Source organism: Thalassobaculum sp. OXR-137 (assembly GCF_034377285.1).
Taxonomy (GTDB): Bacteria; Pseudomonadota; Alphaproteobacteria; order Thalassobaculales; family Thalassobaculaceae; genus Thalassobaculum.
The window spans coordinates 4,128,221-4,144,659 of sequence record NZ_CP139715.1 but is presented as its reverse complement, the minus strand read 5'-3'; the positions used below and the strand labels follow the sequence as shown (position 1 = coordinate 4,144,659).

General features: G+C 67.2%; 14 protein-coding genes. 13 read left to right on the top strand and 1 reads right to left on the bottom strand.

The annotated features are described in order from the left end of the window. Nucleotides 1-42 precede the first annotated feature (42 nt). Together phnF and T8K17_RS19405 are read left to right on the top strand one after the other, a co-directional pair. Nucleotides 43-801, top strand: coding sequence for a phosphonate metabolism transcriptional regulator PhnF (gene phnF, locus T8K17_RS19410; RefSeq protein WP_322331378.1), 759 nt, complete (start codon nucleotides 43-45; stop codon nucleotides 799-801). A gap of 120 nt (nucleotides 802-921) precedes the next feature. Next, nucleotides 922-2,226: a pentapeptide repeat-containing protein gene (locus T8K17_RS19405; protein WP_322331377.1), complete on the top strand. Its 1,305-nt coding sequence runs from the start codon at nucleotides 922-924 to the stop codon at nucleotides 2,224-2,226. A 60-nt stretch (nucleotides 2,227-2,286) separates the two neighbouring features. Here the strand turns inward: T8K17_RS19405 and T8K17_RS19400 are convergent, their stop codons facing one another. Further along, nucleotides 2,287-3,720: an aldehyde dehydrogenase family protein gene (locus tag T8K17_RS19400; protein WP_322331376.1), complete on the bottom strand. Its 1,434-nt coding sequence runs from the start codon at nucleotides 3,718-3,720 to the stop codon at nucleotides 2,287-2,289. A 218-nt stretch (nucleotides 3,721-3,938) separates the two neighbouring features. Between T8K17_RS19400 and T8K17_RS19395 the strand changes: the two genes are divergently transcribed. The 11 genes from T8K17_RS19395 to T8K17_RS19345 all read left to right on the top strand — a co-directional run bounded on the left by T8K17_RS19395 (nucleotide 3,939) and on the right by T8K17_RS19345 (nucleotide 16,402). Then, nucleotides 3,939-5,246, top strand: coding sequence for an ABC transporter substrate-binding protein (locus T8K17_RS19395; protein ID WP_322331375.1), 1,308 nt, complete (start codon nucleotides 3,939-3,941; stop codon nucleotides 5,244-5,246). 125 nt (nucleotides 5,247-5,371) lie between these two features. Beyond that, nucleotides 5,372-6,268 carry a branched-chain amino acid ABC transporter permease gene (locus T8K17_RS19390; RefSeq protein WP_322331374.1) on the top strand — a complete coding sequence of 299 codons (897 nt, stop codon included), beginning with the start codon at nucleotides 5,372-5,374 and terminating at the stop codon, nucleotides 6,266-6,268. 21 nt (nucleotides 6,269-6,289) lie between these two features. Beyond that, nucleotides 6,290-7,273, top strand: a complete 984-nt coding sequence (locus T8K17_RS19385) for a branched-chain amino acid ABC transporter permease (RefSeq protein ID WP_322331373.1) — start codon at nucleotides 6,290-6,292, stop codon at nucleotides 7,271-7,273. Continuing rightward, nucleotides 7,270-8,088, top strand: coding sequence for an ABC transporter ATP-binding protein (locus tag T8K17_RS19380; RefSeq protein WP_322331372.1), 819 nt, complete (start codon nucleotides 7,270-7,272; stop codon nucleotides 8,086-8,088). The genes T8K17_RS19385 and T8K17_RS19380 overlap by 4 nt, the downstream gene beginning before the upstream one ends. Further along, on the top strand, nucleotides 8,081-8,725 hold the full coding sequence (locus T8K17_RS19375) for an ABC transporter ATP-binding protein (protein ID WP_322331371.1): 645 nt from the start codon (nucleotides 8,081-8,083) through the stop codon (nucleotides 8,723-8,725). The genes T8K17_RS19380 and T8K17_RS19375 overlap by 8 nt, the downstream gene beginning before the upstream one ends. 38 nt (nucleotides 8,726-8,763) lie before the next feature. Continuing rightward, on the top strand, nucleotides 8,764-9,435 hold the full coding sequence (locus T8K17_RS19370; protein WP_322331370.1) for a hypothetical protein: 672 nt from the start codon (nucleotides 8,764-8,766) through the stop codon (nucleotides 9,433-9,435). Further along, on the top strand, nucleotides 9,410-11,116 hold the full coding sequence (locus T8K17_RS19365; protein ID WP_322331369.1) for a thiamine pyrophosphate-binding protein: 1,707 nt from the start codon (nucleotides 9,410-9,412) through the stop codon (nucleotides 11,114-11,116). Before T8K17_RS19370 ends, T8K17_RS19365 begins: the two co-directional genes overlap by 26 nt. A gap of 167 nt (nucleotides 11,117-11,283) precedes the next feature. Next, nucleotides 11,284-12,060, top strand: coding sequence for an SDR family oxidoreductase (locus T8K17_RS19360; RefSeq protein ID WP_322331368.1), 777 nt, complete (start codon nucleotides 11,284-11,286; stop codon nucleotides 12,058-12,060). A 57-nt stretch (nucleotides 12,061-12,117) separates the two neighbouring features. Continuing rightward, nucleotides 12,118-14,775, top strand: a complete 2,658-nt coding sequence (gene pepN / locus T8K17_RS19355) for an aminopeptidase N (protein ID WP_322331367.1) — start codon at nucleotides 12,118-12,120, stop codon at nucleotides 14,773-14,775. A gap of 27 nt (nucleotides 14,776-14,802) precedes the next feature. Next, nucleotides 14,803-15,501 (top strand): aspartate/glutamate racemase family protein, encoded by a 699-nt coding sequence (locus T8K17_RS19350; RefSeq protein ID WP_322331366.1) that lies wholly within the window; start codon nucleotides 14,803-14,805, stop codon nucleotides 15,499-15,501. A gap of 13 nt (nucleotides 15,502-15,514) precedes the next feature. After that, complete coding sequence (locus T8K17_RS19345; RefSeq protein WP_322331365.1) at nucleotides 15,515-16,402, top strand: polysaccharide deacetylase family protein; 888 nt, start codon at nucleotides 15,515-15,517, stop codon at nucleotides 16,400-16,402. Nucleotides 16,403-16,439: the final 37 nt, after the last annotated feature.

Below are 16,439 nucleotides of genomic sequence, written 5' to 3'. Positions count from 1 at the left end.
AAAGCCGTCGATGATGAACGTTTCGTGACTGGAGAAGCGCGCGTGTCGGGGATCGATCGGGAGTCCGGGCTGGCGGTATGGCGGCAGATCGAGGAGACGCTGGCCGAGGAAATTCGCAGCCGCCGGTGGGAGGAGGGACAGAAGCTGCCGACCGAGGCGGATCTGTCCCGGCGCTTCGCCGTGAACCGCCACACCCTGCGCCGGGCGGTCTCAGCCCTGGTCGACCGGGGCCTGGTGCGCGTTGAGCAGGGGCGCGGCGCCTTCGTGCGCGAGAACGTGCTGGAATATCTGGTCGGACAGCGCACCCGCTTCACCGAGAACGTGCGCCGCGCCAACCGGACCGGCGCCGGGCGGCTCGTCTCCTTCAAGCGGCTACGGGCCTCCAAGGAGGTGGCGACGGTGCTGCGGCTGGCTGTCGGAACCGCCGTGCTTCAGGTCGAAACGGTGGGCGAGGTCGACGGCCGGCCGATGTCCTACGGCACCAACTGGTTTCCGGCGAAGCGCTTCCCTGATTTTCAGGAGGTCTACAACGCCACCCACTCGATCACCCGGGTGATGGAGCATCACGGTATTCCCAACTACGCCCGTGCCGTCACCAAGGTGACCGCGCGGATGCCGGATGTGTCGGAGGCCGAGTTGCTGGGGCAGCCACGCAACCGGCCGGTGCTGTACGTCGAGGCGGTCAACGTCGATCCCGACGGCGTGCCGGTTCAGTTCTCCCATGTGAGATATGCCGCAGACCGCTTCCAAATGGTGTTCGAAACTCTTGCGGACGGGGCGAAATACCTGGAAGGGTTATGACTCTGTCCGCCGGGACGGTTTTCGGCGTACAATGAGTAGTAGCGAAGTCCACGAAGGTTTACCGACATTGCGTCGGTCCGGGGGCGCCCGGAGGATTGTGGGGATCCAAGGAGAGGACGCTTGGCATTCGATCCAAGCAATGTCGACTGGAAGTTGGCGGACACCATCAGGAAGCATGTGAACTTCCTGAACAACTACAGCGACGGCAAGCGGGCGGACCTGCGCGGCCAGCAGCACAAGGGCGCGCTTCTGAACGGAGTCGACCTGCGGCGGGCGCTGATCACCAATGCGGACTTCCGCGGCGCCCAGTTCGTCGGCGCCAATCTGTCGGAAGCGTCCGTGTCGGGCACCCAGCTCCGCGCGGCGGACTTCACCGGCGCCAAGCTGATCAAGACCGACTTCCGCGGCGCCGACCTGGAGCAGGCGCGGCTGGCCTCGGCGGACCTGACCGATGCGGATTTCCGCGCCACCAAGGTGGGGGCCCGCAAGGGCGACGAGACGGTCACCAACCTGGGCGGGGCCGATCTGGACAACGCCAAGGCGGTGCGCACCAATCTCGGCCGCGCCAACATGATGGGGGTGACGGCGCGCGGCGCGCATTTCGACGGCTGCGCCATGGACGCCACCAACCTGAAGGGCGCCATCCTGATCGGCGCCACCCTGGAGAATTCGAGCCTGCGCGGCGCCAACCTGCAGGACGTGAACTTCGCCGACGCCCGGCTGGCGAATACCGACCTGACCGGCGCCGATCTGCGCTCGTGTCATCTCGACGGCGCAGACATGTCCGGGGCCGACCTGTCCGACTGCGTCATCGCCTCGGACATGGAGGCTTTGGAGGCGGATGTGCGCGAGCTCCTGGTCCGGCATTTCGCCTGGATCAGTTCCGGCGGCCGCCGGGGCGCGCCGGCCGACTTCTCCGGCCGCAATCTGGAAGGGGTGAACTTCTCCGGCGCCGACCTGTCCGCCGCGGATTTCACCGGCGCCAACCTGAACGGCGCCAACCTGCGGCGCTGTTCCTTCCGCTTCACCAAATTCACCACCGCCAGCCTCGCCGGCGCGCAGATGCAGCGCAGCGACCTGCGCGGGGCGAACTTCCGCAACGCCATTCTGGACGAAGCCAATTTCCAGGCCAGCATCCTCACGCCCATGCGGGTGGTCGACCCGCGCACGGGCGAGGAGAAGGGGATCTGGGCGGCGGATCTGGCCGGGGCGAAGGCGGCCGGGGCGAATTTCCAGCGGGTGGATTTCACCAGCGCCAACCTGTCCGGCGCCGTGCTGGACGGCAGCGACCTGTCGCATGCGCAGCTGGCCGACTGCACGATCGACGGGACGAGCTTCGAGAACACCAATCTCGACAAGACCCGCATGCCCTCATCGCAGGGCGCGGAGGCGGGTCAGGATACGGCTGCGGCCGACGCCCACTGACGCCGGCCGCACCGGAAGAGTACCGCAGGAGAGGCCGCCGGGTTCCGGCGGCCTTTCGTTTTACGGCTGGATGTAGGTGGTCTTCACCGTGGTGTAGAACTCGGCGGCATAGCGACCCTGCTCGCGCGGGCCGTAGCTGGAGCCCTTCCGGCCGCCGAACGGCACGTGATAGTCGACGCCCGCCGTCGGCAGGTTGACCATCACCATGCCGGCCTCGGCATTGCGCTTGAAGTCGGACGCGTATTTCAGCGAGGTCGTGGCGATGCCGGAGGACAGGCCGAAATTGGTGTCGTTGGCGACGGCCAGGGCCTCGTCGTAATCCTTCACCCGGATGACCGACGCCACCGGACCGAAGATTTCCTCGCGGTTGATCCGCATGTCGTTCGTGGTCTCGGTGAACAGCGCCGGCTTCATGTAGTAGCCGTCCTTCGAGAGCTTCAGACGGTCGCCGCCGATCAGCTTGGCGCCTTCCTTCTTGCCGATCTCGAGGTAGTCCATGTCCTGCTTGAGCTGGTTTTCATCGACCACCGGACCGATCTCGGTGCCCTGAGCCAGGGCGTCGTCGACCTTCAGGGTCTCGATGCGGTCGGACATCGCCTTGACGAACTTGTCGTGGATGCCTTCGGTGACGATCAGCCGCGAGGACGCGGTGCAGCGCTGGCCGGTGGAGAAGAAGGCGCTGTTGACGGCGCAGTTGACCGCGGTGGCGATGTCGGCGTCGTCGAGCACGACGAACGGGTTCTTGCCGCCCATCTCGAGCTGGACCTTGGCCAGACGGCCGGCGCAGGTCGCTGCCACGTGCTTGCCGGTGTCCACCGAACCGGTGAAGCTGATGGCGCCGAGCGCGTCGGCGTTGAGGATCGCCTCGCCGACGACGGAGCCGCGGCCCATCACCAGGTTGAACACGCCCTCAGGCAGGCCGGCGCGCGACAGGATCTCGGCCAGCGCCCAGGCGCAGCCCGGCACCAGATCGGCCGGCTTGAACACCACGCAGTTGCCGTAGGCCAGGGCCGGGGCGATCTTCCAGGCCGGGATGGCGATCGGGAAGTTCCACGGGGTGATGATGCCGACGATGCCGACTGGCTCGCGGGTGATCTCCACTTCGACGCCCGGCCGCACGCTGGCCAGCTTCTCGCCCTGGATGCGCAGGGCCTCGCCGGCGAAGAACTTGAAGATCTGCGCCGCGCGGGTGGCCTCGCCGATGCCTTCCGGCAGGGTCTTGCCTTCCTCGCGGGAGAGCAGGCGGCCGAGTTCCTCGCGCCGGGCCATGATCTCGTTGCCGGCGAACTCCAGCACGTCGTAGCGCTGCTGCGGCGTGGAGCGGTTCCAGCCATGGGCCGCAGCCTTGGCGGCGTCGACGGCGGCCTCAACGCCCGAGGCGTCGGCCTGCGCGTAGCTGCCGATGACGTCGGTCAGATCGGACGGGTTGACGTTGTCCTTGGCGGTGGCGCCGTCAGTCCACTTGCCGCCGATATAGTTCTGTTGCACGCCCATGTGCTTTCTCCCTACAGGGTTCAGAAGCATTTTGGAGACTGAGGTAACGCTCCGGCCGGGTGCATGCAAGCGGTCCTCTTCGTTGCATCGCAGCGAAGAGAGTGGTTACCCTTGCACGAACCGCCGCAGTGCGGAGTGCAGAAGATCGGCCGGACAAGGTCGCCTCCGCTACACCGGTCACGGGACGGGCTTCACCGTTTGAGAGAGGGAAATAGCAAATGAAATCATTGAGATATGCTGGTGTTCTTGGCGCCGGCCTGGCCGGCGTGATTGCTCTTGCCGCGCCGATGCCGGTAGCGGCGAAAGACACGGTATCGCTCGGGATCGTTGCGTTTCTGTCCGGCCCGGCGGCGGGGCCGTACGGCGTTCCCGGTCGCAACGGTGCCGAGATGGTGATCGATGCGATCAACAAGGGCACGCTGCCGGCTCCCTACGGCACCAAGGGATTCGCCGGCGCCACGGTGGCCGCGGAGTACATCGACGAATCCGGTGGCAACACCAAGCAGGTCTCCGAGTACCGCAACCTGGTTCAGAAGCGGGGGGTCGACGCGATCATCGGCTACGTCTCCTCCGGCTCCTGTGCTGCCGTAGCACCGGTGGCCGAGGAGCTGCAGACGCTGACGGTCATGTCGGTCTGCGGCACGCCGCGGATTTTCGAGGAAGCGCCCCGCGAGTACGTCTTCCGCACGATGAGCCACGCGACGGCCGACAACATCGCCGCCGCGCATTACGTGAAGGAGATGATGCCGGACGTGAAGTCCTATACCGGCATCAACCAGAACTACGCCTGGGGCCAGGACAGCTGGCGCGATTTCTCGCTGGCCATGACCGGCCTCATGCCGGATGCCAAGGTGTCCGACAAGCCGCAGTTCCCGAAGATTTTCGCCGGCCAGTATGGCTCCGAGATCTCGGCGCTGTCGCTGGACGACGCCGAACTGGTGCATTCCTCGTTCTGGGGCGGCGATTTCGAAGCCTTCATCCTGCAGGCGACCCCGCGCGGGTTCTTCAGCCAGAAGAAGGTCGTGCTGACCGTCGGGGGCGTCAGCGCCTACCGCCTTGGCAAGCGTCTGCCGGACGGCGTGGCGATCGGCAGCCGGGGCCCGTACGGGATCCTGGTCCGCGACCGCGATACCCCGCTGAACACCTGGTTCATCAAGACCTATCGCGACACCTACGGCGAGTATCCGTCGGGCGCGGCCTACCAGTATGCCCAGGCGATCCTCGCCACCAAGATCGCCTACGACAAGGCGGCCGAGGCGGCCGGCTCCTTCCCGAACGAGAAGCAGGTGCGCGAGGCGCTGACCGGTCTCGAGTTCGAGAGCTTCGCCGCGCCGGTGAAGATGGCGCTGGGCAACGGGCACCAGGCGGTCACCGAGCACATGTACGGCATCGTCCAGTGGGACGAGGCCGCCGGCGAGCTCGGGCTGCGCGACGTGAAGGTCTACCCGGCGGAATGCGTCATGCCTCCGGCCGACACGACCAGCGTCGAGTGGATCGAGGCCGGGATGCCGGGCGCCAAGTGCTGAGCGTCTGATACAGCCGCAAATACACCGCGAGTGACGGCGCCCGGCGCCGTCACTCTTTCGTTGGATCCTTCCTCTCATCGCCGGCGGCTTCCGACTCCGCGGCAGCGCCGACTGGGTATCGATTTATGGACCTGGCACTGACAATTCTTGTCGAGGGACTGGGCTACGCGTCCTATCTGTTCATCGTCTCTCTCGGCCTGACGATCATCTTCGGGGTGCTCAAGATCCTGAACGTGGCCCATGGCGCGTTCTACGCCTGGGGGGCGTATGCCTGCGCCTTCCTGATCGGCGAGTTCTCGACCATGGGGGTGTCGGATCTCGGCACCATGGTCGCGATCCCGATCGCCGCCCTGGCGGTGGGCCTCGTCCTGGGCTCCGCCATCGAGCGCACCATCATCCGCAACCTCTACGGCCGCGACGAGGTGATCATCGTCCTGGCGACCTTCGGGCTGTTTCTGGTGCTGGAGGACGTCATCCTGCTGGTGTTCGGCGTCGATCCCTATTTCGCCTTCCAGCCGACCCTTGCGATCCCCGGCGTGCAGATCGGCGGCATCTATCAGGACGGCTACAAGCTGACGATGATCGCCCTCAGTCTCGCGATCGGCCTGGTCTCCTGGTTCGTGCTCAACCGCACCCATTGGGGCAAGCTGGTCTCCGCGATCATCTTCGACAGCGACCTGGCCGTGGCCATGGGCGTCAACGTGCGCCGCGTGTTCTACGTCGTGTTCGTCGTCGGCGCGGTGCTCGGCGCTCTGGGCGGCGCCTATATCGCGCCGACCATCTCGGTGTCTCCCGGCTTCGGCGTGGAGGTCATCGTGCTGTCCTTCGCGGTGGTGGTGATCGGCGGCATGGGCAGCATCGGCGGTGCGGCCATCGGCGCGCTTCTGGTCGGCCTGCTGCGCGCCTACGCCGTGCTGCAATGGCCCGAGATCGAGCTGTTCGTGGTCTATGCGGTCATGGCCGCGGTGCTGATCTTCCGTCCCGAGGGCCTCTTCGCGCCCGCCAAAGCCCGCAAGATCTGAGGTCCGGCGATGAAACACTTCATGGACCGGACCGTTATCGGCCTCACCGTCGGCTTCGCGCTCGTCGCGCTGCTCGGCGTTTTCGTTCTTCCCGACTGGCTGATGAGCCAGATCCTGATCGCGTTCTCCCGGGCGCTCGCGGTGCTCGGGCTGCTGGTCCTGTGGCGCACCGGGCTGATCTCCTTCGGTCACGCCCTGTATTTCGGGCTGGGCGCCTATACCGTGGCGATGCTGGGCAAGGATCTCGGCATCACCGAGGTGCTGATCACCCTGCCGGCCGCCGGGCTGGTGGCAGCACTCGTGGGGTTCGCGCTCGGCTTCATCATCCGCAAATACCGGGAGATCTTCTTCGCCATGCTGAACCTGGCCTTCTCCATGGTGCTGTTCGGCATCCTGGTGAAGACCGAAGCGCTCGGATCGACGGACGGGTTCAGCGTCGAGCAGCCGACCCTGTTCGGCATCGGGACCGATGACTCCACCACCAAGCTGACGGCCCTGTTCCTCGGCATCTGCGTCATCGGCTGGCTGGCCGCGATCTTCGTCCACCGGTACCTGCGCTCGATCCTCGGCAATCTGACGACCGCCGTGCGCGACAACGAGATCCGGGTCGAATATCTTGGCTACTCGGTGGCCGAGGCGATCCACGGCAAATACGTGATGTCGGCTGCGCTCGCCGGCCTGGCCGGCGGCTTCATGGCGCTGGCCTTGGGACAGGTCGATCCGGAGTCGATGGTGAACTGGACCGTCTCCGGCGAACTGGTCTTCGTCACCGTGCTGGCCGGGCCCGGCAGCGTGGCGGCGCCGTTCATCGGGTCGCTGGTCTTCGAGCTGCTGCGGACCTACGCCTTCGAGCTGGTGCCCTATGCCTGGCAGCTCATCGTCGGCGGCACGCTGCTGGCGGTGATCTTCTTCCTGCCCGGCGGGCTGTGGTCGGTGATCTCCAAGCTCGGCGGCCGGAGCCGACCGAGCGACCCGCCTGCCAACCGGGAGGAGGCCGGACGATGACCGCCATTCTGGAGGCCACCAACCTCAACAAGACCTTCGGCGCGGTGACCGCGGCCAAGGACGTCAACGTCGCCGTCGCCCCGCATGAGATCGTCGGCATCATCGGCGCCAACGGGGCCGGCAAGACCACCTTCGTCAACATGGTCACCGGCTGGCTGCCGCCGACCTCCGGCACCATCCGGTTCGACGGCAGGGACATCACCGGCCTGGCCCCGCGCAAGATCACCCGGCTGGGCATCTGCCGGTCGTTCCAGGTCGCCCAGGTGTTCATGACCGCCACGGTGTTCGACAACCTGCTGATCGCGCTCGGCATCGCCGACAGCCACGGCTTCAGTGTCCTGCAACTGCTGCGGTCGGAGGAGCGCGCGGCCCGGGCGGACGCGATCCTGCGGCGCTATCGGATCCACGAATATCGCGACCAGGTCGCCAGCACGCTGCCCCAGGGCATCCGCAAGCTTCTGGACATCGCCATGGCCATGGTGGCGGAGCCGAAGATCCTCCTGCTGGACGAGCCGACCTCCGGCATCTCGGTGGAGGAGAAGTTCGGCCTGATGGACATCGTCATGTCGGCGCTGAAGGAGGACGGGGTGACCGTGCTCTTCGTCGAGCACGACATGGAGATCGTGGAACGCTACGTGAGCCGGGTCCTGGCCTTCTATCAGGGCGAGATCATCTGCGACGCGCCGCCGGCGGAGGCTCTGGTCGATCCCAAGGTCATCGAATTCGTCATCGGCGACGAGCCGCAGGGACAGATGATGCGCGAGCGGGCGGGCCTGGCCCCGGCGACATCCGTGGGGGAGGGCAGCGATGCTTGACGTTCAGGGGCTCGACGTCGATATCGGGCCGATTCCGATCCTGCGGCAGGTCTCGCTGCAGGTCCCGACCGGTGCGATGTGCGGCCTGATCGGCCGCAACGGCGCCGGCAAGACCACCTTCATGCGCAGCGTGATGGGCCTGTTGGCCGCCTCGGCCGGCAGCATCGGCTTCGACCACCACGATCTGGTGAAGGTCGCCGGCTTCAAGCGTGCGCATTTGGGAATTGGTTACATGCCGGAGGACCGCAAGCTGGTTCCGTCCATGACGGCGGAGCAGAACATCCTGCTGCCGGTCTGGTCCACCGACATTCCAGACGCCGAGGACCGGCTGGCCTGGGTCTACAAGCTGATGCCGGAAGTGGCGGATTTCCGCGCCCGGGCTTCCACCAGCCTGTCCGGCGGGCAGCAGAAGCTGGTGGCCCTGGCCCGCGCCCTGATGGTCGGCGAGCGGCTGCTGCTGCTGGACGAGCCGACCGAGGGCATTGCCCCCGTCCTGGCGCGGCGAATTGTCGAGGTTCTATCCGATTTGAAACAAGAGGGGTTGTCGGTCCTGATCGCCGAGTCCAACGATACGCATCTGCGCGGTCTTCTCGACCGGACCTACGTGATCGAGCGGGGAAGCGTGCAGGCGCAATGATGGACAATGAAGACCGCAATGGTCTCAGGGAGGTAGCGATGTCGGAAACGGGGTACAAACTCCGCCACATCGTCGATCGTCTGGCTGCGGGGGCAGCCTATTTCGAGCCGCTGCCGGCACTCAACCGGGTGCTCTACTGCCACGAGGGGTCGTTCGTGGTGGCCGGCAAGGAGGAGGATACGATCGGCGAGGACCGGGCCTGGTTCGGGGCGGGCGCCGTGACGGTACGTGCCGGCGACGACGGGGCGGTGATCTGGCGCTATGAGCTGGCGGCGGCCGACTCGCCGGCGAAAATGGCCGCCGGAACCGGTGTGTCCTCGGTGCTGACCCTGGAAACCGAGATCGACGGGCCGGATCCCTCCGGCGACTGGATCCTGCGCTGCGACGGGGTGAAGTTCCCGATGGGCGGAAAGGCCTTCGCCCATATCCACCAAGGCCCCGGCATCCGCTGTCTGCGCGAAGGCAAGATCCGCATCGAGACGGCCGGCAAGGCCAAGGAATACACACCCGGCGAATCCTGGTTCGAGCCCGGCCCGGAGCCGGTCGTCGCCCAGGCCTGCACCGAGCGGTGCACCTCGTTCGTCCGGGTCATGGTGCTGCCCGTGGAGCTGCGTGGTAAGAGCTCCATCCAGTACGTCAATCCGGACGATATCGATAAACCTAAGTCACAGCGGTACCAGCATTATGTCGACGAACCCATCGAGCACTGACCAACGACGCAACGCCGGCAAGATCGGCGGTCACATCCTGGTGGAGAGCCTGCGCGCCCATGGCGCCGATCTCGCCTTCGCGGTCCCGGGCGAGAGCTACCTCGCCGTGCTCGACGGTCTGGTCGACGCGCCGGAGATCAAGACCATCGTCTGCCGCCAGGAAGGCGGTGCCGCGATGATGGCCGAGGCCTATGGCAAGCTGACCGGTAAGCCGGGCATCTGCATGGTCACCCGCGGGCCGGGCGCGACCAATGCCAGCGCCGGCGTGCATATCGCCATGCAGGACAGCACCCCGATGATCCTGCTGGTCGGCCAGGTCGGCCGCGAGATGTTCGACCGCGAAGCGTTCCAGGAACTCGACTATCGCCGCATGTTCGGCCAAATGGCCAAGTGGGTGGCGCAGATCGACGATCCGGCGCGCATTCCGGAATATGTCAGCCGTGCCTTCCACGTCGCCACCTCCGGCCGGCCGGGTCCGGTCGTGCTGGCGCTGCCCGAGGACATGCTGACCGAGCGGGCGGAGACCGGCGATTTCGACCGCTACAAGCGCACCGAGCCGCATGTGGGCGCCGACGACATGGCCCGCTTCCGCGATCTGCTGTCCAAGGCGAAGAAGCCGCTGGTGATCGTCGGCGGCGGCGGCTGGGACGCCGGCGTGGCAGCCGACGTGGCGCGGTTCGCCGAGGCCAACAACCTGCCGGTCGGCGCCTCTTTCCGCTGCCAGGACTATCTCGACAACCGGCATCCGAACTATGTCGGCCATGTGGGCATCGGCATCGATCCGAAGCTCGGCGCCCGGGTCCGGGATTCCGACCTTCTGATCGTCGTCGGCTCCCGCCTGGGCGAGATGACCACCAGCGGCTACACGCTGCTGGAGATCCCGCGTCCGCGCCAGGGCCTGGTCCATGTCCATGCCGGCTCGGACGAGCTGGGACAGGTCTATCAGGGCGATCTGCTGATCAACGCCAGCCAGCGCAGCTTCTTCAAGGCGGCCGCCGCCATGGAGCCGGTCGACAGCTCTGCCTGGGCCGAGGATACCAAGGTCGCGCGCTCGGAATACGAGGCCACCCGCGCCGTGCTGCACGGGCCGGGCGACGTGCAGATGTCGGAAATCGTCAAGTATCTCGACGAGAACCTGCCGGAGGACTCGATCGTCACCAACGGCGCCGGCAACTACGCCACCTGGGTTCACCGCTACTACGGCTACAAGGGCTGGCGGACCTGCCTGGCGCCGACCTGCGGCTCCATGGGCTACGGCGTGCCGGCCGGCGTGGCCGCCAAGCTGGTGCATCCGGAGCGCACGGTGATCTCGTTCAACGGCGATGGCTGCTACATGATGCACGGCCAGGAGCTGGCGACGGCGGTTCAGTACGGCGTGAACACCATCTTCATCGTGGTGAATAACGGCATGTACGGCACCATCCGCATGCATCAGGAGCGCGAGTATCCGGGCCGCGTCAGCGCCACCGGGCTGAAGAATCCGGACTTCGCGGCGCTTGCCCGCGCCTACGGCGCACACGGCGAGACCGTGACCCGTACAGCCGATTTCGCCGCGGCGTTCGAGCGGGCCAAGGCGGCGGGGACTCCGGCCCTGATCGAGATCCAGGTCGATCCGGAAGCCCTCACCATCGCCAAGTCGCTCTCCTCGATCCGCGAGACTGCCCTGGCAGACGGGCGCTAACTCCCTATTTCTAATACGTCATCCCGGCTCCCGGATCTGATCCGGGGCCGGGCTCTACCCGGGGTGCGGCCGGGACCGCGTACAGAACGGCCCCGATAATCCCGGGAAGCGCCCCGATCACGTCCGGGATCTGCGGGGATGACGGAGAAAATTTCACGGGAGTTCCCATGCGCCTTGCCAACCGAACCGCCATTGTCACCGGTGCCGCCGGCGGTATCGGCAAGGCGATCGCGCTCCGCCTAGCCCAGGAAGGGGCGAGCGTGATCATCGCGGACGTGACCGAGGAACCCCGGGAGGGTGGCCTGCCGACCGTCGATGCGATCTTCGAGGCCGGCGGTACGGCCGAGTTTCTCAAATGCGATGTCACCAGAGCCGAGCACTTCGAGGCCGCCGTCGCCCGCGCCGTCGAGCTGGGCGGCCGGCTCGACATCCTCGTCAACAATGCCGCCATCGGCATCGACAAACCTCTGCACGAGACCTCCGAGGAGGAGTTCGACCGGGTCATGGCCGTCAACGCCAAGGGCGTGTTCCTCGGCTGCCGTGCCGCCGTGCGCCAGATGATGCGCCAGGCGCCGCAGGGCGACGGAGAGGTGCGGGGACGCATCGTCAACATCTCCTCCCAGCACGGCATGATCCGCGCGCCCCACGACTTCGCCTATGGGGTCGGGAAGGCGGCGGTGGTCTACATGACCCGGCAGATCGCCGGCGACTACGCCGAGTACGGCATCGTCTGCAACGCCGTGGCGCCCGGTAAGATCCTGACCGGCAAGTCCGGCCGCGCCATCGCCCCGGAGATGCTCGAATACTCCCACAGCCGCGCCCCCTGGCCGCGTCTCGGCCGGCCGCTGGACGTGGCGAACGCGGCCCTGTTCCTCGCCAGCGACGAGGCGAGCTACATTACCGGCGAGAACCTGATGGTGGACGGCGGCTGGATGGCAAACTGACGCCGCCGACCCACATACCCTGTTCCAACCGACTTGCCTGAACCCCCGAGGATCCCGATGGACCGCGCCGACGCCGCCGTGAAGACCGAACCGAGCACGATCTTCCTGAAGGACTACACCCCGCCGACCCACCTGATCGACACGATCGAGCTGACGATCCGTCTGAACGACGACGTCACCACCGTGTCCAGCAAGCTGGTCGGCCGGCGCAACCCGGCCTCGGGATCGGGTCCGGCGGATCTGTATCTCGACGGCGAGGACCAGGAGCTGGTGTCGCTCACCCTGAACGGCCGGGCGCTGGAGACGGGCGAGTGGCGGCAGAAGCCGGAGGGGATCGTGATCCCCGGGCTCGCCGGCGACTTCACGCTCGAGGTGGAAGGCCGGATCAAGCCGCAGGACAACACCCGCCTGGAGGGCCTGTACAAGGCCGGCGGCATGTACTGCACCCAGTGCGAGGCGGAAGGCTTCCGCCGGATCACCTATTTCCCCGACCGGCCGGACGTGATGGCCGTCTATACGGTGCGGATCGAGGCGGACAAGGCGCGCTATCCGGTGCTGCTGTCCAACGGCAACCGGATCGAGACCGGTGACCTGGACGAGGGGCGCCACTTCGCCGTCTGGCACGACCCGTTCCGCAAGCCGGCCTATCTCTTCGCCATGGTGGCAGGCGACCTGATGGTCGACCGGGACAGCTTCACCACCCGCTCGGGCCGCGAGGTCGCGCTGGAGATCTATGTCGAGCCGGGCAACGAGGGCCGCACCGGCCACGCCATGGATTCCCTCAAACGCTCGATGGCGTGGGACGAGGAGGTCTACGGGTTCGAGTACGATCTGGACATCTTCATGATCGTAGCCGTTTCTTCATTCAATATGGGAGCAATGGAAAATAAGGGATTGAATATATTCAACGATAAATTCATCCTGGCCGATCTCTCCACGGCGACGGACGCCGACTTCCAGCGTATCGAGGCGATCGTCGCCCATGAGTATTTCCACAACTGGACCGGCAACCGCATCACCTGCCGCGACTGGTTCCAGCTCTCCCTGAAGGAGGGGCTGACGGTCTTCCGCGACCAGGAATTCTCCGCCGACACCCATGACCGCGGCGTGAAGCGGGTCAGCGACGTGCGCCTGCTGCGCGCCGCCCAGTTCCCCGAGGATGGCGGCCCGACCGCCCACCCGGTGCGCCCGGACAGCTATATCGAGATCAACAATTTCTACACCGTCACGGTCTACGAGAAGGGGGCCGAGGTGGTGCGGATGATCCACTCCCTGCTCGGCGCCGAGGCCTACCGCAAGGGCATCGACCTTTATGTCGAGCGCCATGACGGCCAGGCGGTGACCTGCGACGATTTCGTCGCCGCCATGCAGGATGCCAGCGGCGTCGACCTGACCCGCTTCAAGCGTTGGTATTCCCAGGCCGGCACCCCGCGCGTCTCCGCCGACTGGACGTATGACGAGGGCGCGCGGACCCTGACCCTCGACCTCGCCCAAGTCACCGACCCGACCCCGGGCCAGCCGGACAAGCAGCCGGTGGTGATCCCGGTGCGCACCGCGCTGATCGGCGAGAACGGCCAACGCCTGCCGCTGACCGTCGACGGGGATGAGGCCGGCGACGAGACCGTGCTTGTGCTGGACGAGGCCGAGCGCAGCGTGACCTTCAGCGACGTGCCCAAGGGGGCAGTGCCCTCGCTGCTGCGCGGCTTCTCCGCCCCGGTGAAGCTGACCGCCGCCTGGAGCGATGCCGATCTCGGCTTCCTGGCCGCGACCGACGACGACCCGTTCTCGCGCTGGGAGGCGCTGCAGACCCTCGCCACCCGCGCCATCCTGGCTATGGTCGAGGCGCATCGCGCCGGCCGGGCGATGTCGCTCGACGCGGCGGTGGTCTCCGCCGTGCGCGACGGGCTGGAGGATGCGCGGCTGGAGCCGGCCTTCCTGGCCGAACTGCTGGCCCTGCCGGGCGAGTCGATGCTCGGCCAAGCCATGGATGTCTGGCATGTGGACGCGGTGCACGAGGCGCGCGAGGCAGCGATCCGCACCCTGGGCGACACCCTGTTCGACACCTGGCTGACGCTGTACGACCGGCTGTCCGGCGAGACCGCGTCCGACGATCTCTCCACCGCCGCCATGGGCCGCCGGGCGCTGCGCAACCGGGCGCTCCAGTATCTGGTCTCCTCCGGCCGGCCGGAGGGACTGGCGCGGGCGGCGGCGCAGGCCAAGGCCTCCTCCATGACCGACGTCATGGGCGCGCTGGTGGCGCTGAACGACACGGACTGCCCGGAACGCACCGAGGCGATGCAGGCGTTCCACGACCGCTGGCAGGACAACCCGCTGGTGCTGGACAAGTGGTTCACCCTGGAGGCGTCCGCCTCCCTGCCGGGCACCCTGGACCGGGTGAAGGAGCTGCAGTCCCATCCGCGCTTCGATCCGAAGAACCCGAACCGGATCCGCGCCCTGGTCGGCGGCTTCACCATGGGTAACCCGGTGCGCTTCCATGCCGGCGACGGCTCCGGCTATGCCTTCCTGGCCGACGAGGTGCTGCGGATCGATGCGCTGAACCCCCAGATCGCCTCGCGCCTGTGCCAACCGCTGGTGCGCTGGCGCCGGTTCGACGGCGAGCGGGCCAAGGCGATGACCGGTGCCTTGCGCCGGATCGTCGAGCAGCCCACTCTGTCGAAGGACGTCTTCGAGATCGCCTCGAAGGGCCTGTCCTGAGATCCGCTCTCCCGTGAGGACCCCGCCATGACCGGACGCATCATCGTCATCAATCCGAACTCCACCGACGCCGTGACGCAGGCGATGGACCGGGCGCTCGATCCGTTACGTATGGCCGGGGCGCCGGAGATCGAGAGCGTGACCAACACCAACGGTCCGGCCGGGATCGAATGCCAGGCCCATGCCGACGACGTGTCCCGCGACATCCGCCGGATCATCGCCGAGCGCGACGCCGACGCGGCCGCCTTCGTCATCGCCTGCTTCTCCGACCCGGGCATCTACGCCGCCCGGGAGGCGACCAGCCGGCCGGTCTTCGGCATCGCCGAGAGCGGGATGCTGACCGCCATGTCCCTGGGGGCCAAGGTCGGCGTCATCGCCATCCTCAGCCGCTCGGTGCCGCGCCACATGCGGTATTTCCGCGGCATCGGCGTGGAAGGCCGGGTCGCCGGCGACCGGGGCATCGAGCTCGGCGTCGTCGAACTCTCCGACGAGGCAAAGACATTCGAGCGGATGGTTCAGGTCGGCACCACCCTGCGCGACACCGACGGCGCCAATGTCCTGGTCATGGGCTGCGCCGGCATGGCCCGGTACCGCGAGCGCTTGTCCGACCGGCTCGGCATCCCCGTGGTCGACCCGACCCAGGCGGCGGTCTCCATGGCGATCGGAGCGGTGATGCTGCGCCAGACCAACGGTCTCGCCGCCGCCCCGGCCATGGCCGCCGAATAAGGATCGGCGCCCGGTGCTCGCCGATCACGGCCGCTACGCCTATTCCTCCATCGAGACCCGCGACGCCCCGGACTGGCCCGGCGGCAAGCGGCTGGCCGTCTATATCGCGCTCAACGTGGAAGTCTTCGGCTTCGGCGAGGGGCTGGGGGCGGAGCTGGCGCCCGGCGCGTCTGCCGGCATCCCCCAGCCCGACGTCCTGAACTACGCGTGGCGCGACTACGGCAACCGGGTCGGCGTGTGGCGGCTGCTGGACGAGTTCTACCGGCTGGAGCTGCCGGTCAGCGTGCTGGCCAACAGCGAGACCTATACGGCCGCACCGGGCATCATGGAGGCGTTCCGCAAGCGCGGCGACGAGGTGGTGGCCCATGGCCGCACCAACTCGGAGCGCCAGGGCGTGCTGGACGAGGCGGGCGAGCGGGCGCTGATCGCCGAGACCACGCAGGCGATCGAACGCGAGGAGGGGCAGCGGCCCAAGGGCTGGCTCGGCCCCTGGATCTCCCAGAGCCGCACCACCCCGGATCTGCTGGCCGAGGCGGGCTACGACTATCTGCTGGACTGGTGCCATGACGACCAGCCGGTCTGGATGGCGACCCGCGACGGCGGTCGGATCCTGTCGGTGCCCTATCCCCAGGAACTGAACGACATCCCGGCCGTGGTCGCCCGCAAGGTCGAAGGCCGCGCCTTCGCCGAGATGATCATCGACGGGTTCGACGAGCAGTTGGAACAGTCCAGGAAGCAGCCGCTGGTGCTCGGGATCGCGCTGCACCCGTATATCGTCGGCCAGCCCCACCGCCTGCGGCCGCTGCGCGCGGCGCTGGAGCACATAGCCCGGCATCGCGACGACATCTGGCTCTGCGAGGCGGGAGAGATCGCCGCCCATTGGCGGGAGCACGCGGGGTAAATAAACCCTCGACCTCGCCCTGAGCAGCGCCCCGGCG

What these genes read in the sequence shown, in the direction of transcription:
- T8K17_RS19370 (WP_322331370.1), top strand. Translation starts at nt 8,764, where the DNA reads ATGTCGGAAACGGGGTACAAACTCCGCCACATCGTCGATCGTCTGGCT.
- T8K17_RS19385 (WP_322331373.1), top strand. Translation starts at nt 6,290, where the DNA reads ATGGACCGGACCGTTATCGGCCTCACCGTCGGCTTCGCGCTCGTCGCG.
- T8K17_RS19350 (WP_322331366.1), top strand. Translation starts at nt 14,803, where the DNA reads ATGACCGGACGCATCATCGTCATCAATCCGAACTCCACCGACGCCGTG.
- T8K17_RS19365 (WP_322331369.1), top strand. Translation starts at nt 9,410, where the DNA reads ATGTCGACGAACCCATCGAGCACTGACCAACGACGCAACGCCGGCAAG.
- T8K17_RS19400 (WP_322331376.1), bottom strand. Translation starts at nt 3,720, where the DNA reads ATGGGCGTGCAACAGAACTATATCGGCGGCAAGTGGACTGACGGCGCC.
- T8K17_RS19380 (WP_322331372.1), top strand. Translation starts at nt 7,270, where the DNA reads ATGACCGCCATTCTGGAGGCCACCAACCTCAACAAGACCTTCGGCGCG.
- T8K17_RS19360 (WP_322331368.1), top strand. Translation starts at nt 11,284, where the DNA reads ATGCGCCTTGCCAACCGAACCGCCATTGTCACCGGTGCCGCCGGCGGT.
- pepN (WP_322331367.1), top strand. Translation starts at nt 12,118, where the DNA reads ATGGACCGCGCCGACGCCGCCGTGAAGACCGAACCGAGCACGATCTTC.
- T8K17_RS19395 (WP_322331375.1), top strand. Translation starts at nt 3,939, where the DNA reads ATGAAATCATTGAGATATGCTGGTGTTCTTGGCGCCGGCCTGGCCGGC.
- T8K17_RS19375 (WP_322331371.1), top strand. Translation starts at nt 8,081, where the DNA reads ATGCTTGACGTTCAGGGGCTCGACGTCGATATCGGGCCGATTCCGATC.
- T8K17_RS19390 (WP_322331374.1), top strand. Translation starts at nt 5,372, where the DNA reads ATGGACCTGGCACTGACAATTCTTGTCGAGGGACTGGGCTACGCGTCC.